This is a genomic window from Vibrio sp. SG41-7 (assembly GCF_014164465.1).
GTDB classification, from domain to species: domain Bacteria; phylum Pseudomonadota; class Gammaproteobacteria; order Enterobacterales; family Vibrionaceae; genus Vibrio; species Vibrio splendidus.
Genome location: NZ_JACJFF010000006.1, coordinates 38,187 through 56,457, shown reverse-complemented (window position 1 = coordinate 56,457; position 18,271 = coordinate 38,187). Strand labels below are relative to the sequence as shown.

At 44.5% G+C, this 18,271-nt stretch carries 18 protein-coding genes; 11 read left to right on the top strand and 7 right to left on the bottom strand.

Annotated elements, in window-relative coordinates; genetic code table 11:
• Positions 1-130 precede the first annotated feature (130 nt).
• A complete protein-coding gene (locus H5300_RS02800) occupies positions 131-1,036 on the top strand; it encodes a manganese-dependent inorganic pyrophosphatase (protein WP_017104082.1) in 906 nt (301 codons plus the stop codon).
• Between the two features lie 140 nt (positions 1,037-1,176).
• Positions 1,177-1,566: a DUF2750 domain-containing protein gene (locus H5300_RS02795; RefSeq protein ID WP_182795358.1), complete on the top strand. Its 390-nt coding sequence runs from the start codon at positions 1,177-1,179 to the stop codon at positions 1,564-1,566.
• Between the two features lie 240 nt (positions 1,567-1,806).
• On the opposite strand, the gene H5300_RS02790 is transcribed toward H5300_RS02795, so the two are convergent.
• The 7 genes from H5300_RS02790 to pspF form a co-directional block, all read right to left on the bottom strand.
• On the bottom strand, positions 1,807-2,586 hold the full coding sequence (locus H5300_RS02790; protein WP_182795357.1) for a DUF2927 domain-containing protein: 780 nt from the start codon (positions 2,584-2,586) through the stop codon (positions 1,807-1,809).
• A gap of 36 nt (positions 2,587-2,622) precedes the next feature.
• Positions 2,623-3,405 carry an ATP-binding cassette domain-containing protein gene (locus H5300_RS02785; RefSeq protein WP_017086198.1) on the bottom strand — a complete coding sequence of 261 codons (783 nt, stop codon included), beginning with the start codon at positions 3,403-3,405 and terminating at the stop codon, positions 2,623-2,625.
• A complete protein-coding gene (locus tag H5300_RS02780; RefSeq protein WP_017078997.1) occupies positions 3,402-4,403 on the bottom strand; it encodes an oligopeptide/dipeptide ABC transporter ATP-binding protein in 1,002 nt (333 codons plus the stop codon). The genes H5300_RS02785 and H5300_RS02780 overlap by 4 nt, the downstream gene beginning before the upstream one ends.
• Positions 4,403-5,290, bottom strand: coding sequence for a putrescine export ABC transporter permease SapC (gene sapC / locus H5300_RS02775; RefSeq protein ID WP_017078998.1), 888 nt, complete (start codon positions 5,288-5,290; stop codon positions 4,403-4,405). Before sapC ends, H5300_RS02780 begins: the two co-directional genes overlap by 1 nt.
• Complete coding sequence (locus H5300_RS02770) at positions 5,277-6,239, bottom strand: ABC transporter permease subunit (protein ID WP_004734601.1); 963 nt, start codon at positions 6,237-6,239, stop codon at positions 5,277-5,279. Before H5300_RS02770 ends, sapC begins: the two co-directional genes overlap by 14 nt.
• Positions 6,239-7,861 carry an ABC transporter substrate-binding protein SapA gene (gene sapA / locus H5300_RS02765; protein WP_182795356.1) on the bottom strand — a complete coding sequence of 541 codons (1,623 nt, stop codon included), beginning with the start codon at positions 7,859-7,861 and terminating at the stop codon, positions 6,239-6,241. The genes H5300_RS02770 and sapA overlap by 1 nt, the downstream gene beginning before the upstream one ends.
• Before the next feature lie 102 nt (positions 7,862-7,963).
• Positions 7,964-8,986, bottom strand: a complete 1,023-nt coding sequence (gene pspF, locus H5300_RS02760; RefSeq protein ID WP_182795355.1) for a phage shock protein operon transcriptional activator — start codon at positions 8,984-8,986, stop codon at positions 7,964-7,966.
• A gap of 316 nt (positions 8,987-9,302) precedes the next feature.
• On the opposite strand from pspF, the gene pspA reads away from it, so the two are divergent.
• The 9 genes from pspA to H5300_RS02715 all read left to right on the top strand — a co-directional run bounded on the left by pspA (position 9,303) and on the right by H5300_RS02715 (position 18,189).
• Positions 9,303-9,974 carry a phage shock protein PspA gene (gene pspA, locus H5300_RS02755; RefSeq protein WP_076676587.1) on the top strand — a complete coding sequence of 224 codons (672 nt, stop codon included), beginning with the start codon at positions 9,303-9,305 and terminating at the stop codon, positions 9,972-9,974.
• Positions 9,975-9,988: 14 nt separating this feature from the next.
• Positions 9,989-10,222 carry an envelope stress response membrane protein PspB gene (gene pspB, locus H5300_RS02750; RefSeq protein ID WP_004734605.1) on the top strand — a complete coding sequence of 78 codons (234 nt, stop codon included), beginning with the start codon at positions 9,989-9,991 and terminating at the stop codon, positions 10,220-10,222.
• The gene (gene pspC, locus H5300_RS02745) at positions 10,215-10,601 is read left to right on the top strand and encodes an envelope stress response membrane protein PspC (RefSeq protein ID WP_029222097.1); all 387 of its coding nucleotides are present in this window, start codon (positions 10,215-10,217) and stop codon (positions 10,599-10,601) included. Before pspB ends, pspC begins: the two co-directional genes overlap by 8 nt.
• A 157-nt stretch (positions 10,602-10,758) precedes the next feature.
• On the top strand, positions 10,759-11,793 hold the full coding sequence (locus H5300_RS02740) for an efflux RND transporter periplasmic adaptor subunit (RefSeq protein ID WP_102533535.1): 1,035 nt from the start codon (positions 10,759-10,761) through the stop codon (positions 11,791-11,793).
• Between the two features lies 1 nt (position 11,794).
• Positions 11,795-12,880, top strand: coding sequence for an efflux RND transporter periplasmic adaptor subunit (locus H5300_RS02735; protein WP_182795354.1), 1,086 nt, complete (start codon positions 11,795-11,797; stop codon positions 12,878-12,880).
• Positions 12,873-15,983 carry an efflux RND transporter permease subunit gene (locus H5300_RS02730; protein WP_017079006.1) on the top strand — a complete coding sequence of 1,037 codons (3,111 nt, stop codon included), beginning with the start codon at positions 12,873-12,875 and terminating at the stop codon, positions 15,981-15,983. Before H5300_RS02735 ends, H5300_RS02730 begins: the two co-directional genes overlap by 8 nt.
• Before the next feature lie 76 nt (positions 15,984-16,059).
• Positions 16,060-16,626 (top strand): DNA-3-methyladenine glycosylase I, encoded by a 567-nt coding sequence (locus tag H5300_RS02725; RefSeq protein WP_182795353.1) that lies wholly within the window; start codon positions 16,060-16,062, stop codon positions 16,624-16,626.
• A gap of 109 nt (positions 16,627-16,735) precedes the next feature.
• A complete protein-coding gene (locus H5300_RS02720) occupies positions 16,736-17,728 on the top strand; it encodes a winged helix-turn-helix domain-containing protein (protein WP_182795352.1) in 993 nt (330 codons plus the stop codon).
• On the top strand, positions 17,719-18,189 hold the full coding sequence (locus H5300_RS02715) for a hypothetical protein (RefSeq protein WP_017079009.1): 471 nt from the start codon (positions 17,719-17,721) through the stop codon (positions 18,187-18,189). The genes H5300_RS02720 and H5300_RS02715 overlap by 10 nt, the downstream gene beginning before the upstream one ends.
• Positions 18,190-18,271 lie beyond the last annotated feature (82 nt).

Genomic DNA, 18,271 nt, shown 5'->3' with positions numbered 1-18,271 from the left:
TTTTTTTATCTATTGTTACCATTGGCTAAACCTAGGAAACATGACCAATCTAAAAAAATGAGGTAAAGTATGGCTAATAAAGAGAGGCTCTAAAGGTAGAGTCATAATTGTTAGTGTAATAGGAAGAAACATGATTTTAGTTGTTGGTCACAAAAACCCTGATAGTGACAGTATTTGTAGTGCGTTAGTTGCAACGGAGCTTCTTAAAGCTCGTGGCGAGGAAGCGACACCAATTCGCCAAGGCGAGATCAACCGCGAAACTCAACACATTCTTGAAGTCGCTGGTGCTGAAAAGCCAGAGCTTCGTACTTCTGTTGCTGGTGAGAAAATCTGGCTAGTAGACTACTCAGATCTAGCACAAGCACCAGACGATGTTGCTGAAGCAGAGATCGTAGGCATTGTCGATCACCACCGTCTAGGTGACGTGATGACAGTTAACCCTATGGAAGCTTGGATCTGGCCTGTTGGTTGTACAAACACTGTACTTTTCAACATGTTCAAGATTGAAGGTCACGCTATCTCTCAACAGATCGCTAAACTGATGATGTCTGCAATTCTTTCAGACACGGTTGGTTTTGCTTCTCCAACATGTACTCAAAAAGACAAAGACGCTGTTGCTGAGCTTGCTGAAATCGCTGGTGTAACAGATGTTGATGCTTTCATCAAAGCACTTCTAATTGCTAAAACAAACATCGAAGGCCTATCTGCTGCACAGTTAGTAGAAAAAGACCTTAAAGGCTACCCATTCAACGGTCGCGATGTTGTTGTTGGTCAAGTTGAGCTTGCTACTCTTGAGCAAGTAGACGGCATGATCGAAGCGCTAGAAGCTGATCTTGAAGCGCGTTGTGAGAAAGATGGTCTAGCGTTCGCTGCAGTAATGCTGACAGATATCACTACAGCTCAAACTCGTCTTCTATACAAAGGTGAGTGGGCTGATAAGCTGGTTAAATTCGAGAAAGACGGTGTATTGATGATGGAAAATACATTGAGCCGTAAGAAGCAAGGTTGGCCTTGGCTTCAAGGCGAGCTTGTTTAACCAAGTCGCTTAATTATAAACGCCTGCTAATTTAGCAGGCGTTTTTCTTTGAAGTAGACTTTCTTCTCAATAGAAATATTTGAAGTTAATGCTACTCAGCATAAAATGAACAAAGTTACTGACTAACGTAGGAAATTAAGATGACTACACAGCTAGACGATAAAAAAATCGCTGAAATTAATAAGTATACGGGTGAGCAACGCCTGAAATACTGTGTGAAAGAAATCGTAGCAAACCGTGAAGTATGGATCTTAACCGATGAGCAAGGTTGTGTGATGCTGAACACCGAAGACGAAGATTGTGTTCCAGTATGGCCAAACCAAGAGTTCGCAGAATCGTGGGCAACGGGTGATTGGTCTGAGTGTAAAGCTGAGTCTATCTCTTTGAATAAGTGGCACAGTCGCTGGACAAACGGTCTAGAAGACGATGAACTTGCCGTTGTGGTATTCCCGAACGAGCAAGAAGAAGGCGTTATCTTGTTCCCTGACGAATTCGACTTCGAATTGAAAAAGCAGGCTGCTAAGCGCTAGTGCTTTCGTAACATGGTTACATCGTTACATGGTAAGTCAGCGTTGCCTTTTCTTAGGCAGCGCTATCATTCTATTTTCTCATCTAAGCTGTTCAGACAAACAAAGTAACGTCCCTGTCTATTTCTGGTAGTACTCGATTCTTCCGTTAGCCCTCAATATTCCTGTTCGTGGTTAGTTATTCCGTTAGTACTCGATCATTCCGTTAGTATTCAATATTTTTGTTCGTAGCCAGTTATTCCATTAGTACCCAATTAACTGATACAACGGTGCTTGCTGCGCGGCTTTTGAAGCTTGTTGGAGCACGCCAGTTTCGCTGTATTGCTTTAGTATCTTTCGAACAATAGGTTTTACTTCAGATTTTGTCATTCCAGCTTTCAATTCCGGCTCATACAGTAGCTTTAGTAGCACTACATCTAAGGGTGACAATAAGTCTTCTGGCGTATGGTCATTAAAAATAGAAGGGTAGGCTTTATCTGAATCATTCGGCAGGCCTAAAACCTGTGTGATTTCTTCCACGATACAGGCGACGAGCTTACCTCGCGATCTTGCTTGATCAACGGGAATAACAATCCCAGCGTAAACAATCTCACCTTTAGAATTTGTTCGATAACCCGCCGTGCAAATAGCGTTGTTTAAATGCTCAGTTGATTTGAGTTTGAGTACTGATTTCGCCTCAGATACCCACTGACTTTGCCTCGTGTATATCCATTTTACGTTCGCTTCAGACTCTTTGTTGACGATTGTTATCGGGTGCTGAGTGACTTCGGATAAGTGTCGGATATGAAGCTCTGTGAGCTCTTGATGCAGTTCTTCATCACCCACTCGATGATCGATCCAAATATTGATCGGTTTTTTCCATTTAGCGAGTGGCTTGTTGCCTTGGGAATATTCGTGTTGAAGTGCGACGTTATAAAAGGCGGTTTCGACGAAGCTTCTATCTAGCCAGGTGAGGGGTGTGCTTGCTGCGTTAAAGGAAAACAGCGCCAACAAAAGGGGAAGCATTGAAGCTCTTAAAAACATACCTTTCCCCTTTGTTGAACGTAGCGTGATTCGAGGTTAGTGGTTCGGCGCTTTGGAGAAATGGCTCTCAACCAATCTTTGGGTGATTTGGTGAGTTGGATTGGTTAGCACTTGATCCGTTTCCCCACTCTCAACCACATTGCCTTCGTGCATGACAATGATCTTGTCGGTAATGTGCTTAACAATGCCGAGGTGTTGAGATACATAAACGAACGATACGCCCATCTCTTCTTGTAACTCTAAGAACAAATTGATGATTTGAGAGCGCATTGCCATGTCTAAACCATTCAACGCTTCGTCTGCCACAATGATTGATGGTTGAAGGATTAACGCACGAGCCAAACAAACCCTTTGTTTTTGGCCTGCAGCCAGCATCTGCGGGTAGAAGTAAGCATGTTCCGGTAGAAGACCCACACGTAATAGGGTGTCTTTCACACGACGCATACGGGCTTCTGGTGGCATATTGGTGTTTCGCTTTAATGGACCTTCAAGAATTCGACCAATCTGAATGCGCGGGTTAAGCGAGGTGTTCGGATCTTGGAAGATCATTCGAATCAGCTTACAGCGAGTCGAGTAGTCCTTGTGCTCTAGCCTTTCACCGTTCACACGAATCTCGCCTGCAGTTGGCTCTACCATGCCTGCTAGCATTCTTGCTAATGTCGACTTTCCTGAACCATTCTGACCGATAAAACCAATCGTCTGTCCCGCCTCAAGCGAAAAGCTTACTGGTTTCACTGCCTGATGAATCTTTTTACGGAAAAGACCAGAGCGAGTCGTAAAGTCTTTAGATAAATCAATGACTTCTAATAATGCACTCATGATTTCTTTTTCTTCTCCATATTAAGAGGGAAGTGACAATTGAACTTATGGTTTTTGATTCGTTTGGTATAAGGAATCTCAACACATTGCCTTTGCGCATACGGGCAACGTGGTCCTAGTCGACAACCAATAGGAAGGTGCTGCAACGGAGGGATTGAACCTGGCAAAGACTGTAGCTTCTCTTTATGAGGAATCCAGTCGTTAAAGTCAGGCATCGCTTTCAGTAGCGCGACGGTATATGGGTGTTTCGGTGCATCTAACAGCTTCTGCGTATCCGCTGATTCCACAGACTGACCACAGTACATAACGGTAATGCGAGTTGCCCATTGGGTAATGGTGGTTAAGTCATGGCCGATCAGCACGATGGTCGTGTTATTGATCTGATTCATACGACTCAACAGACGCAATATTTGAGACTGTGTGATCGGATCTAGATCGTTGGTTGGTTCATCAGCGATCAAGACTTTTGGTTTGGCTGCGATAGCCATGGCGATCATGACTTTTTGACACTCACCATCGGTCAACTCATAAGAGTAACTGTCCATAAGACGAGAGTGATCTTTAATACCGACTTTGTGCAGTAGAGCGATGGCCTGCTTCTTACGCCATTTGAATCTCTGCCACCACCGACCTTCAAACGAATAGGAAGGAATCGCTTCAATCAGTTGATGGCCCACTTTTTCAGATGGATCAAGACAGGAGGATGGCTCTTGAAAGATCATCGCGATATCACGAGCAATAACTCGGCGTCGTTCTTTGGGTGTCAGTTGCAGGAGGTCGATATTGCCAAGGCGCATTCGGTCGGCAGATACTTTCCAGTTTTCTTTACAAACCCCAACGATCGCTTTTGCAACCAAGCTCTTGCCTGAGCCTGATTCACCTACTAAGCCGCGAATTTCCCCTTCATTGAGGGTAAGACTCATTCTATCAACGGCTTTAACCATCCCTTGAGGGGTCTCAATCTCGATGGTTAGATGTCGAATATCAAGTAAAGGCATTATTCGATTCCTGCATTTAGCGCTTGGCGAACACCTTCACCGACGAGGTTAATCACGATCACTGTAAACATAATGGCTAAACCGGGTAGGGTTACTGTCCATGGCGCAAGGTAAATCAGCTCTACAGAGTCACCCAAGATTGAGCCCCATTCGGTACTTGGTGCTTGAGCGCCAAGCCCTAAGAAACCCAAAGCCGTGATATCAAGAATGGCGACTGACAATGCCAGTGTAATTTCAAGTGCCACCACGGTAAGAATATTAGGAAGTATTGAATTCCATAACAGGTAGAAGTCGTTCGCACCATCGAGGCGAGAAGCCAAAATATAGTCTTTTTCTACCTCAGCGTGCACGGCAATGTATACCGAACGAATAAAGCGTGGAATCAATGCTAAACATAAGGCAAGCAAGATATTAAACTCGCCAAACCCAAGAAACGCCACGAAGATAATGGCCAGCAACAGAGACGGAATTGACATAACGGTATCAAGCAGGTGGTTTAGCGTGCTTGATAGTAATCCACGAGTCATCCCCGCAAGTACGCCAATCAGGCAACCAATGACTGCTGCGATAAAGGTAATCACAACCGCGGCACCAAACGTCAGCTGAGAGCCGATAATCAGACGAGAAAGAATATCTCGGCCTAAGTCATCGGTACCTAAGAAATACTCAACAGTTCCTGAGGGATCCCAAGAGGGTGGGGTTAACAGATGTCCCGTTTGTTCTTGAGCATCATGCGGAGCTAGCCATGGTGAAGTGACGGTGATTAGAATGATTAAGGCCAAACACCACAGTCCAAACATAGCGAGATTATTGCCACGGAAGCTGCGCCAGAAACGCTCGAACTGGGTTGGAATCTGCTCTTCTTGGTAGACGTTATTTGTTAGCATACCATTCCTTCCTTACCAGTGGATTGACCATCGCGCCCAATAGATCGGACAGAATGTTGGCGGTCAAAACCAAGGTTGCTACCACTATTACGCCAGCTTGAATTGAAACGTAATCTTGATTAGATAAAGCATCCAATAACCAGCGGCCAATACCCGGCCAGTTAAAGATAGACTCGGTAATAATAGCGAGCGTTAACATACTTGATAGTTGAACGCCGACCTTAGGAATAATCGGTGGTATCGCATTTCTTAACACGTGCTGCGTGACGATCTCTCTTGTTGAAAGACCTTTAATTCGTGCGGCGCGGATGTAGTTTTGAGTCATCACTTCAGCCACTGACGCTCTCATCAGTCGAATTACCTGAGTCGTTGGGGCGAGTGCCAATACAAGACAAGGTAACGCCATATGTTCGATAACACTTTGCAGTGCGTGTGCTCGATAACGACCTTCAGCAAAAAAGGCATCAATTATAGCGAAGCCAGTGACGTGTTCGATTTCGTAAAGCAGGTCGTATCGCCCACCAACTGGGAACATCTCAAAGTGCAACGAAAACACCATGATCATCAGTAGTGCGACCCAAAATATAGGTGCAGAGTAACCGGCCATTGAAGTAAACGATATAGTGGTATCGACAAACTTGCCCTGTCTCATGCCAGCAATAGTGCCGAAAGGGATGCCGATAAACAGCGCAAGCACAAAAGCAAAGAAACACAGTTCTAACGTTGCAGGGAATACCACGACAAGCTCATCGATGATAGGCGCTCCGTGCTTGCTCAAGCCAAAGTTCAGTGTCGATAATTCTGTGATGTAACTAAGCCAACCGGGCCAGAAGTCTTGAATCGCCCAAGGTGAGGTTTGGTCTAGTCGAAGCAGAGCGAACCCCACTAACGTTAGGATCCCCAGTGTGATAATGAATAAGTTTACACGTCTTAATGTATACCAAAACATCACTGCACCTCTCTTCTGACTTGATCAAAAGGTTGAGCATTGAACGGGCTCTGCTTAAAGCCACTTAGCGAACGATCGTGCACGCGGAATTGCACGCCATGAGCAAGAGGAATCACAGGAACTTCTTCATTGAGAATGTTTTGGGCTTGTCGATACAAGTTCACACGGTGCCTTTGTTGATTGATCTCTAATGCTAAGTCGAGAAGGAAATCAAAGTCTGAATTACACCACATAGAGACGTTTAATCCTGCGCGCTCTGAGCTACATGAAAGAAGCGGACGTAAGAAATTGTCTGGGTCGCCCGTATTGCCGATCCAACCTGTGAGCAACAAGTCTGTTGAGGAAATTGATGACAGCTGCGTACGATCAAATCGGTCGTCAGTATAGAGCTTAAGTTCGATACCAATATCAGCTAAATTTGCTTGGATTAATTCTGCCGTTTTCCTTGGGCTTGGGTTGTAAGCTCTTGGCTCTAATGGCACCCACATTGAAAGCTCTAGCCCAGGTTCTACCCCGGCTTCTTTAAGAAGCGCAACTGCGTAGTTGCGGTCATAGCGAACTTGAACGCTGTCTTTTTGGTAAGCCCAAGAGGTCGGTGGCAAGAGAGTGTAGGCTTTCGTGCCCGTACCGTAATAAACAGAATCAAGAATGTTCTGACGATTGATAGCCAAGTTCAGCGCTTTGCGCACTCGTGAGTCTCGCAGTGCAGGGTGCTCGGTGTTCAGTGCGATGAAAGAGACATTAACCGCAGGCGTGGCGGAAATCTTCAACTCTTCATGAGCTTGAATAATAGGAATCTGACTAGAAATCGGTGAGTTCAATACATCACACTCACTACGAAGTAGCTTGGCAAGAGTCCCTGTCCCACGTTGTGAAGTATCAAACACAACTTGGTCCATTTCTACGTCACCCTTCCAATAGTGCCTGTTCTTTTTCAAGCGAACTAGATCATTGATTTGGTATTCATCCAAGTAGAAAGGACCTGTGCCAACGGGCTTGGAGTCTATTTCATTCTTTTCATCGGCAGAAATGAGTTTATTGGCATATTCTTTAGAGTGAATCACCGCATAGCTGGTGGCGATATTGTTGAGGAATGAATTGTCTGGGCGACTTAATTGGAATTTCACCGTCAGGTCATCAACCGCAGTGATATCGACGATCAGGTTTTGGAAGTCGATACCAGCAAACCATGGGTATAGGCCGCCGCCTACATAATGAAATGGGTTTGAACTGTCAATGATTCGCTCAAAACTAAAGACCACATCTTGTGCATTCATACTGCGAGTTGGGGTAAACCAGTCTGTGGTTTGAAACGCAACATTAGGGCGCAGTTTGAACGTGTACTCTGTACCCGATTTATCGACAGACCAGCTTGTTGCCAAATTCTGTTTTGGTCGATAAGTCATTGGATCAAGAGTGAGCAGTGTATCGAAAATTTGAGGGCTCAGCGATTCTGAGGTAATGCCACTATCAACCAGTTGTGGGTTGAAAGTACTAGGATTACCTTGGCCGCAATAAATGAAGCCTTTTTCACGGATTTGCTCGTGATTCACACTCTCACCACATCCAGCTAAAAAGCTCAGCGTGCAGATGCTCAGTGATAGTCTTATTAGTGCTTTCATAAAAAGAAATACTTTTCGAAACGAGGCGTTAGAGGAGCCTCAAGATCCGGATAATTTAACATTTTATTTATTCGGCTCCAAATAATAATCAAGTGCTGACAGCTATTTATCGTTAGCTTGTCCGACAATCGCGTACTTCCTCACCATTCCACGTAATTGGTTGTAGGTTAATCCAAGTAATTCTGCTGCTTGTTTCTGGTTATACTTGCTTTGCTTTAGGGCTTGATTGAGCAGCTTGATGTCTTGTTGTTCTTGCCATACTTTGTAATCAAGTGGCAAAGAAAACGAGCTCTCTGATGAAGTATGGCTGTTGGACCGCGCATTGCCAATTTCATGCGTGGAATCTTGATCTATTTTCCATGCGGGTTTGAATGGGTTAAACACCAAAGATTCAATAGGATATGGGTCTTTACCATGCTGGTAGACTGCGCGCTCAATAACGTTCTTGAGTTCTCGCACATTCCCTGGCCATGAATAATCCAGCAGCGCCTCTACGGCAGACGGAGCAAAGCCAACAAACAACTCCAATTCTAATTCACGGCACATCTTAATGGCGTAGTATTCTGCCAGCAGCGTGATGTCTTCTTTTCGCTCTCGAAGAGGGGGGATAGTAATCACGTCAAACGCGAGCCTGTCCAATAAGTCGGCTCTGAATTCGCCCCTTAATGCCATGTCTGGCAAGTCAGCGTTGGTCGCGCAAACCAGTCTTACGTTGGCACTTAAAGCTTTTTGTCCGCCGACACGTTCATATTGCCCGTATTCAATAACGCGCAATAGCTTCTCTTGAACCGCAAGGGGAGTGGTCGCCAGCTCATCCAGAAACAGCGTTCCTCCTTCTGCTCTTTCAAAACGACCTTGATGACGACCTTTCGAACCCGTAAACGACCCCGACTCGTGACCAAACAGTTCTGAATCAATCAAACCTTCACTGAGCGTTGAGCAATTAAGTGAGATCAACGGCTGATCCCATCGCCTTGAAAGGTAATGCAGCCTTTGAGCTATGAGCTCTTTACCCGTACCACGCTCTCCAATGATCAGGATCGGTCTTTCAATTGGTGCGAGTTGAGACACTTTATCTAAAACGGAGAGAAAACTGGGTGATTCACCAATGAGGTTCTGCTGCATAGCGGGTCCTTGTGTGATTTGAGCGCCGATGGATGTGATTTAGAGGGCTTTATTTAAATCACATCATGTAAATAGCTTAAGTATAAGAGTCGTAGTGGTGAAAAATACCAATACTTGGCTAAATTCATCATAGCATGGTTCGGGTTAATCACCATTTTATTGTAAGTGTCTGATAATAAATGGCTTAAAAGTTGGCACGCTACTTGGATTACTTATGGTAGGTTTAACAACAAACGTAAATTTTTGAGCAAGTGGATTGAGAAATCGAATAACGCTTTAAAGCACATTTGCCATCATTGTAATTAAGGAGTTCCTCATGGGTATTTTTTCTCGCTTTGCAGACATTGTAAATTCGAACATCAGTGCACTTTTAGACAAGGCTGAAGATCCTGAAAAGATGATTCGCCTGATTATCCAAGAAATGGAAGATACGCTGGTTGAGGTTCGCACTAACTCCGCTAAAGCTATCGCAGATAAAAAAGAGTTAGCGCGTAAAGTTGAAGCTATCGAAACTCAGATTCTAGATTGGCAAAATAAAGCGACACTAGCACTAACTAAACAACGTGAAGATTTAGCTAGAGCGGCGCTAATCGAAAAGCAAAAACTTGAAGACATCATCAAAAGCCTTCACACAGAGCAAACCTTGGTTCACGAAACCATCGAAAAACTGACCAGTGAAATTGGTAAGCTCGAAACTAAAATCGTAGAAACTCGCGCAAAGCAGCAAGCATTGATGATTCGTAATAATGCGGCAAGCAATCGTCGTGATGTTCAAAAACATCTGCATTCAAGCAAAACCAACGAAGCAATGGCGAAGTTTGAACAATTCTCGCGTAAAGTGGATGAATTAGAAGCCGAAGCGGACGTTTACGCGAAAACAGGTAACGCAAAATCTTTAGACCAAGAGTTTGCAGAGTTACAAGCTCAAGATGAAATTGAAAAAGAGCTGGCGAAACTGAAGCAACAAGTTGAAAATCGCGATAAATAATTTAGGAGTTGTCTATGTCAACATTTCTAATTGCAGGCCCATTGATTGTCTTTTTAATCTTCGTGGCACCGCTATGGTTGTTCTTACATTACCGCAGTAAGAAGAAATCCAGTAATGGTCTTTCAGAAACGGATCTTCAGCGTTTGCACAAGCTTTCTGCGCAAGCCGAATCGATGCAAGACAGAGTGAAAACACTAGAAAAAATACTGGATGCGGAGTCACCTAACTGGAGACGAAACTATGAGTAGAGAACTGTATCGCGATCCCATTAACGGTAAGCTGTCTGGCGTCTGCGCAGGGTTAGCGAACTACTTTGGCCTTGAAGTGTGGTTGGTTCGTATCTTGGTTATCTCAGCGGCACTGCTTGGTGGTAGCTTTTTGGTGTTATTAGCGTATGTAGCTTTGACATTTATGCTTGAAAAACAACCGCCTCAGTATGTCGATCAGATGAAGGCCAAACAAGAGCACACGCTTAAGCAAAAACCTTGGGAAAAAGGGCAAACGGCAGAGTCGTTACTGGGCACTTTAGAGGGTGATTTCCAGAAATTAGAGACCAGTGTCCGCAATATGGAAGCTTATGTGACTTCGGATACTTTCAAAGTCGACCGCGCATTTAAGAACATGTAGTGGTAAACCTGAAAAATATTAGATAACGGTTTAGGAAAATTTATTCCAAGCCGTTATTTTTTTTAATAATTTTGTCTAAATAAATCTTACGATAACTGGTAAGTTACATGTGATTAATCTATGTTATAAAAATATTTATAGTTATGGATGATCACTAATGTATAGAGCCTCCGTTGTCCTATTGACAGCCTTAGCTGGGTTGTCTGGGTGTGGTAAGGAGCTTCCTCCCGTACCTGAACCTGATTCTAGACCCGCCAAACTCTTCACTGTCTCCGTCGGTAGTAATGCCTTTGAACGTAGCTTTCCAGCCACCACAGAAGCTGGTGACAAAGCAGTACTGGCATTTCGTGTTCCAGGGTTACTTCAGACTATCGATGTCACGTCTGGTCAACAGGTTACCAAAGGTGATGGGCTTGCAACGCTTAATCCTGACGAATATCAGTTGTTAGAGAAGCAAGCGAGAGCCAACTTTAAGCTTGCCGATGTTCAATACCAACGTTCCATTAAGTTGCGCAAAGATCGTGTCGTATCTGAGCAAGACTTCGACCAAGCGAAAGCTAATCATAATTCTGCTAAAGCGGTGCTTAACCAAGCAAAAGCCAATCTACGTTATACCACTTTGGTTGCGCCTTACGATGGTACTATCTCCATCATTCCTGCTGAAAACCATGAATATATCGCTGCTAAACAAGGCGTGATGAATATTCAAACGAATCAAATCCTCAAAGTCGTATTCTTATTACCCGACCAACTTATCACGCGCTTTTCTTCAGGGTTTGAGACGGATGCAACCATGGTTTTTGATGCTTTCCCTGCTAGCTCCTACGCTTTAGCATTCCAAGAAGTTGATACTGAAGCGGATCCCAAAACCGGGTCGTACAAAGTCACCATGGTAATGGAAAGACCCACCGATGTTGGTATTTTGCCGGGTATGTCAGGCACAGTTCATTTAGTTTCAGCGTTAGCGGCCGCCACAAAAATTCCCACATCAGCAATGATGACTGATGGCGATGATGTCTCTGTGTGGCGCGTGAATAGCGACGGTATTGTTGAAAATGTCGCAATCATCATCGATGAAAAGCGCCATATTGTTTCAGGGTTGAACGATGGTGACCGCATCGTAACTTCTGGTGTTAATGGTCTTGAACCGGGCGTTAAAGTTCGAGAGTGGATCAAGGAAAGGGGGCTATAACATGAAAACACTTAAAGTGGCCGCTGGACTGTCGTGTTTGGCTTTACTTACGGCTTGTGAAGATAAACAAGTTGTAGAAGTGAATAACACGCCCTTGGTTAAAGCTATCGAGATTTCAGTCATCGACTTTAGCGACAAACTCTATTTCCCTGCGGTTGCAAACGCTGCCGAGAAGGCTCATCTCAGCTTTCGAGTCGCTGGTGAAATCAATAAGCTTGATGTGAAAGAAGGTGAGCGTGTTTCACAAGGAGACATCATTGCAGAGCTTGACCCTACCGATTATCAACTGGATGTCGACAATGCTCAGGCGCGTTACACGGTAATTAACAATCAATACAGACGTTCAAGTCCGCTAGTGAAGAAAGGTTTATTGGCGAAGTCACAGTTTGATGAAATTGCTGCTCAACGCCAGATCGCTTATGCCGAGCTGGAACTCGCAAAACTGCGCTTGTCGTTCACTAAGCTTCGTGCCCCTGTTGATGGGATCATTTCTCGTGTCAGTGTCGATCAATATGAAAATATTCAGGTAGGCCAGCAGGTGGTGAACATTCACAGTGTCGAAGATGTTGAGGTTGTTATCCAACTGCCTGACCAGATTTACGTGAATCAGCCTAGCGAACAGCTGTTATCGAATGTTGAGGCTGTGGTAAGAGTGCCCAGTGGCAATGAATACACGGCGGCTATTAAGGAGTTTACCACTGAACCTGACCCAAGCACGGGCACGTTCACGGTGACGCTTGCTCTACCTATGCCGGAAGATGATTTGATTCTGGATGGTATGGCCGTTGAGGTGACGTCAAATGGGCGAGATATCGGCTTGGAGTTAAAAGCTGGGGTACTTATCCCAATCGAAGCTGTGTTTAATGCGGATGGCGATGATTTAACGCGCCAGAACTCTTATGTATGGGTGCTTAATGACGACAGTACCGTCTCAAAACAGCAAGTCGTAATAGGAAAAGCCAATCAGAAAACATTGCAGATCATGAAAGGATTAGAAATGGGGCAGCATGTCGTTGTTGCAGGCGTATCGCGATTGCGAGATGGGATGACAGTGGAAGTATTGTCTCAGGAGACGAACAATGAGTGAAGTAAATAACAAGCCCCAAAATGACGATCAACAGGGTGATGATCAGATCACAGGTGTTGCTTCTTACTTTATACGTAACAAAGTCATTAGCTGGATGCTATCTCTGATCTTTCTTATTGGTGGTGTCTCTGCCTTTTTCGGCTTGGGTCGTTTAGAAGATCCTGCCTTTACTATCAAAGATGCGATGGTTGTGACCTCTTACCCAGGGGCCACACCTCAACAAGTTGAAGAAGAAGTTACTTACCCATTAGAAAAAGCGATTCAACAACTTACCTATGTGGACGAAGTGAACTCTATCTCTAGCCGCGGCCTATCACAGGTAACGGTGACGATGAAGAACAACTACGGCCCAGATGATCTTCCGCAAATATGGGATGAACTTCGCCGAAAAGTGAATGATCTCAAGGTTGAACTGCCACCCGGCGTCAATGATCCTCAAGTCATCGATGACTTCGGTGACGTTTACGGGATTTTGCTGGCGGTGACGGGGGACGGCTATAGCTACAAAGAGCTGCTGGATTACATTGATTACCTAAGGCGAGAGCTAGAGTTGGTTGATGGGGTCAGTAAAGTCTCCGTTTCCGGCCAACAACAAGAGCAAGTGTTCATTGAGATATCGATGAAACGGATAAGCTCTCTGGGTCTGTCTCCAAGCACGGTATTTAACCTTTTATCGACTCAAAATATTGTATCAAGTGCAGGAGCGGTAAGGATTGGTGATGAATATATTCGAATCCATCCAACGGGTGAGTTCCAGAACGTTGAACAGCTTGGAGATTTGATTCTTACGGAAGGTGGCGCTCAAGGGCTTATCTATCTAAAAGATGTGGCGAATGTAACTCGTGGTTACGTTGAGGTACCGAGTAACATCATTGGTTATAACGGCGAACTCGCGCTTAACCTGGGTGTCTCTTTTGCGCAAGGCGTGAACGTGGTCGCAGTGGGTGAAGACTTTGATCGAAGACTCGCCGAGCTTAAATATCAACAACCCGTCGGTATCGACATCTCCGAGGTTTATAACCAACCTAAAGAGGTGAACAAGTCGGTAAGCGGATTTGTGGTGAGTTTAGGGCAGGCGGTTGCGATCGTAATCGTGGTGTTACTGTTCTTCATGGGAGTACGATCGGGTCTGTTGATTGGTTTGATACTGCTATTGACCGTATTCGGCACCTTTATTTTCATGCAGTACTTCAAAATCGACCTTCAACGTATTTCACTGGGCGCGTTGGTTATTGCCTTGGGGATGCTGGTGGATAATGCCATTGTGGTGGTGGAGGGGATATTGATCGGCACGCAGAAGGGGCGAACCCGGATGCAGGCCGCCACTGATATCGTGACCCAAACCAAATGGCCACTGCTCGGTGCAACGGTGATTGCAGTCACCGCGTTTGCTCCAATTGGTTTGTCTGAAGATTCAACGGGCGAATACTGTGGCACCTTGTTCACGGTACTATTGATTTCATTGATGCTGAGTTGGTTTACTGCTATCTCGATCACGCCGTTTTTTGCCGATATCTTCTTCAGAGGACAGAAGGTTGATCCCGATAACGAAGGCAAAGACCCATACAACGGGATGGTTTTTGTTATCTATAAAAACTTCCTTGAGTTCTGTATGAAACGCGCGTGGCTAACCATGATCGTTCTGGTGATTGGTTTAGGTGCGAGTGTGTACGGTTTTGGCTTTGTGAAACAAGCATTCTTCCCATCTTCAACTACTCCAATGTTCCAAGTGGATGTTTGGATGCCAGAAGGTACGGATATTCGAGCAACTAATACCAAGTTGAGAGTGCTTGAGAGTTGGTTGTCGGAACAAAGTGAAGTTGAACATATCACGACCACAGCCGGTAAAGGTCTGCAGCGTTTCATGTTGACCTACTCACCCGAGAAGAGTTATAGCGCGTATGGCGAAATCACGGTTCGTGTGAAAGATTACCAGGTGCTTGAGGGGCTGATGCGTCGCTTCCGTGAACACGTTGACAGTCAGTTCCCAGAAATTGATTACAAACTTAAGCAAATTGAATTAGGCCCTGGTGGCGGTGCGAAAATTGAGGCTCGAATCGTCGGTTCAGATCCAACCGTGCTACGTTCAATCGCAGCTCAAGTTATGGACATCATGCGTGCCGATGACGGAGCGTTTAACGTTCGTCATGATTGGCGTGAAAGAACTAAGGTATTAGAGCCTCAGTTCAATGAAAGCCAAGCGCGTCGTTATGGTATTACCAAGTCTGACGTTGATGATTTCCTAGCGATGTCTTTCTCTGGTAAGTCGATTGGTGTGTATCGTGATGGTACTACGCTGATGCCTATTGTGGCTCGTTTACCTGAAGATGAGCGAGTTGATATTCGCAACATCGAAGGTATGAAGATTTGGAGCCCGGCATTAAGCGAATATATTCCGTTGCAGCAAGTGACGCTTGGCTACGAATTGGAATGGGAAGATCCACTTATTATCCGTAAGAACCGTAAGCGTATGCTGACGGTAATGGCCGACAACGACCTATTGGGTGAAGAAACGGCTTCGACGTTACAGAAACGCTTGCAGCCACAAATTGAAGCGATTGAGATGCCACCGGGTTATTCGTTGGAGTGGGGTGGTGAATATGAGTCATCTGCTGATGCACAAGCGTCTCTGTTTACCACTATGCCGATGGGTTACCTGTTCATGTTCTTGATTACCGTGTTCTTATTCAACTCGGTCAAAGAGCCGCTGATTGTTTGGCTAACGGTTCCATTAGCGCTAATCGGGGTAACGACAGGCTTATTAGCCTTGAACACACCATTTGGCTTTATGGCATTGCTAGGCTTTTTGAGTTTATCCGGGATGCTACTTAAGAACGGTATCGTATTACTTGACCAAATTGAGATTGAAATGAAATCAGGTAAAGACCCGTATGTAGCGGTTGTTGATGCGGCACTGAGTCGTGTTCGTCCGGTATGTATGGCAGCGATCACCACCATTCTTGGTATGATCCCTCTACTACCGGATATCTTCTTTAAACCAATGGCAGTAACCATCATGTTTGGTTTAGGCTTTGCGACTGTACTCACGCTAATCGTAGTACCTGTGCTGTATCGTTTATTCCATAAAATTGAAGTGGCTTAACGTCAACTAACCTTTGAAATAATGCCCCTAATTGGGGCATTATTTTTATGTACGATTACTAAAAGAGACTATCGAAATGGAAGCGAATACAGTGGATAGAACGTGTGCATGGGCGCTTAAACATGAGCTTGAAAGGGAGTATCACGATGCAGAGTGGGGCGTGCCTGTTTATGATGACCAAGTTCTGTTTGAGTTTATTACTTTAGAAGGCGCTCAGGCGGGTCTGAGTTGGATTACGATCCTTAAAAAGCGCGAAGGCTATCGTGCTGCGTTTGATAACTATGATCTCAACAAGCTTGCAGCGATGAACGAAGACAACGTGCCTCATATCATTGAAAACTTCGATGTGGTTAAGCATAAAGGCAAGATCGCCTCTGTATACGGTAATGCGCGAGCAACGCTTGAATTACAGAAAGAGTTCGGCTCTCTTTCTAACGCCTTATGGCAATTTGTCGATAACAAGGTGATAGAAAACAACTGGACTGAGATGTCTCAAGTTCCCGCTTCTACCGAGCAATCTAAAGCGATGAGTAAGTTTTTGAAGAAGAGAGGCTTTAAGTTTGTAGGGGAAACAATCTGTTACGCGCTTATGCAAGCGACAGGTATGGTTAATGATCATTTAGAAGGTTGTCCACACAAATAAAAGTGTTATTTCTCGTCGCGAAATAATTGCGTGAGAATTGGAAAATTTACTGGTCATTTGTAAACTATTCAATATCATATGCGACCGAATTCAAACCTAGAAGACGATAGTGAAACAACAAATCTACCAAATATGTGATGCTCGTTATGATCCCTTGCTTAGGCAGTTTGTGCGTGAAGATGGCCACGTAGAAACTATCGCGCCGTTAGAAGGTAAGGTGTTTCTATTCTTGCTTGAAAATGCTGGTGAGTGCATTGAACGAGGCCTGATATTTGATAGGTGCTGGGGCAATGTGATTGTCTCAGAGCAAGCTCTGACTAACGTTATCTCAAAGATTCGAAAAACATTGTCTAGGGTAACTTGTGGTTGCGCGACGATTCGTACCGTTAGTAAGACAGGGTATTCTCTTGAAATCGACGAGTTGAACCGGTCCACAGTAACTGAAGAGGTGCCTTCTCAAGCGAGTAAAGAAGTCTGCGAAATCGGTGTCTCGCTTGCCGATTCTACGTTGAAGCAAAACGTACCTTTGTCCCAAGGAATGTCCCAAGAAATATCCCAAGACCCGTTAACGATAAATGAAGTCTTGATTGATACAGATTCTGCGAAAGTTGTTTCTTCCGAGCTACCTAGTGAGTCACACCTAGATCAGAGTGGAGTTAAGCAAGAACAGGCAAATGTTGTGTCTAATAGACACCTCGCTAAAGCCGGTTATTTACTCGCTTTGGTTTGTGTCGCAGTAACGGCGTTCAACCTTTTCCAAACCTACTATACGCCCCTGCCTTATTTTATTGATAAAGCGGAATATCGTGACAATTACACCGACAATACCAACCACTACTTCTTCCATATTGCTCATAATGACTCCTATTCGTTGCCTGCGGTCACTCAAAAGCTTACAGCGGTGATACCTAGCCACTGTAACGTTGATGTCTTTGTCCGTATTTACCCATCAGTCGACCAACCCGAAGATGACGCGTTATACATGTTGATTCAAAGGAAAGATGGTGAGGCTCTGAATTATAGTGCTTCGGTTTTCAATGTAGAGTCGTCTTTTGATTCCTTTGCTCAGTATATGAAGAAGAGGAGTTACTTTTGCGACTAATTGGTTTACTCATTTTAGTGGTAATTGCTGCTGCAAGTTTTTTGCCAGAACAGAACGTATTAGCGGGCACTCGATGGCATTGCAAAACGATTAAAACTGATTTTTTATCTCAGGCATTCCAACCATATCAATCGCTTTATGAACGTATAAGCCTTACTTTTCAATCTGACCATACCTTTAGCATGAGAGAGTTTGTGACGATTACAGAGCAAGACGGTAAGGAGAGTACTATGGAAAATCTGTATTTCGGGCACTATGAGCTTGATGGGAATAATTTGTCGATGAGCATTATAGATGTGAGAACGGCGACCCCTTTCCATGATCCAATTATTAACAATGAATATAGTGAGTATAAAGGGGTGACGATTGATTACGCTATTGCAGTCAAGGATCAGTCTTTGTATTTGTTCAATGAACACCGCTCTGAAATTTTCAATTGGGCGTGCTTTGACGTTCAGTAGCTTTTTAAAGCGACGTGTCTAATGCGCTAATCTAAAAAAGGCAGGAATATCCTGCCTTTTTGGTCTGAGTCTACTAACGCTT

Bases quoted from the DNA above. Each gene is read 5' to 3' on its own strand.
- H5300_RS02800 (WP_017104082.1), top strand. From the start codon at position 131: ATGATTTTAGTTGTTGGTCACAAAAACCCTGATAGTGACAGTATTTGT.
- H5300_RS02795 (WP_182795358.1), top strand. From the start codon at position 1,177: ATGACTACACAGCTAGACGATAAAAAAATCGCTGAAATTAATAAGTAT.
- H5300_RS02790 (WP_182795357.1), bottom strand. From the start codon at position 2,586: ATGTTTTTAAGAGCTTCAATGCTTCCCCTTTTGTTGGCGCTGTTTTCC.
- H5300_RS02785 (WP_017086198.1), bottom strand. From the start codon at position 3,405: ATGAGTGCATTATTAGAAGTCATTGATTTATCTAAAGACTTTACGACT.
- H5300_RS02780 (WP_017078997.1), bottom strand. From the start codon at position 4,403: ATGCCTTTACTTGATATTCGACATCTAACCATCGAGATTGAGACCCCT.
- sapC (WP_017078998.1), bottom strand. From the start codon at position 5,290: ATGCTAACAAATAACGTCTACCAAGAAGAGCAGATTCCAACCCAGTTC.
- H5300_RS02770 (WP_004734601.1), bottom strand. From the start codon at position 6,239: ATGTTTTGGTATACATTAAGACGTGTAAACTTATTCATTATCACACTG.
- sapA (WP_182795356.1), bottom strand. From the start codon at position 7,861: ATGAAAGCACTAATAAGACTATCACTGAGCATCTGCACGCTGAGCTTT.
- pspF (WP_182795355.1), bottom strand. From the start codon at position 8,986: ATGCAGCAGAACCTCATTGGTGAATCACCCAGTTTTCTCTCCGTTTTA.
- pspA (WP_076676587.1), top strand. From the start codon at position 9,303: ATGGGTATTTTTTCTCGCTTTGCAGACATTGTAAATTCGAACATCAGT.
- pspB (WP_004734605.1), top strand. From the start codon at position 9,989: ATGTCAACATTTCTAATTGCAGGCCCATTGATTGTCTTTTTAATCTTC.
- pspC (WP_029222097.1), top strand. From the start codon at position 10,215: ATGAGTAGAGAACTGTATCGCGATCCCATTAACGGTAAGCTGTCTGGC.
- H5300_RS02740 (WP_102533535.1), top strand. From the start codon at position 10,759: ATGTATAGAGCCTCCGTTGTCCTATTGACAGCCTTAGCTGGGTTGTCT.
- H5300_RS02735 (WP_182795354.1), top strand. From the start codon at position 11,795: ATGAAAACACTTAAAGTGGCCGCTGGACTGTCGTGTTTGGCTTTACTT.
- H5300_RS02730 (WP_017079006.1), top strand. From the start codon at position 12,873: ATGAGTGAAGTAAATAACAAGCCCCAAAATGACGATCAACAGGGTGAT.
- H5300_RS02725 (WP_182795353.1), top strand. From the start codon at position 16,060: ATGGAAGCGAATACAGTGGATAGAACGTGTGCATGGGCGCTTAAACAT.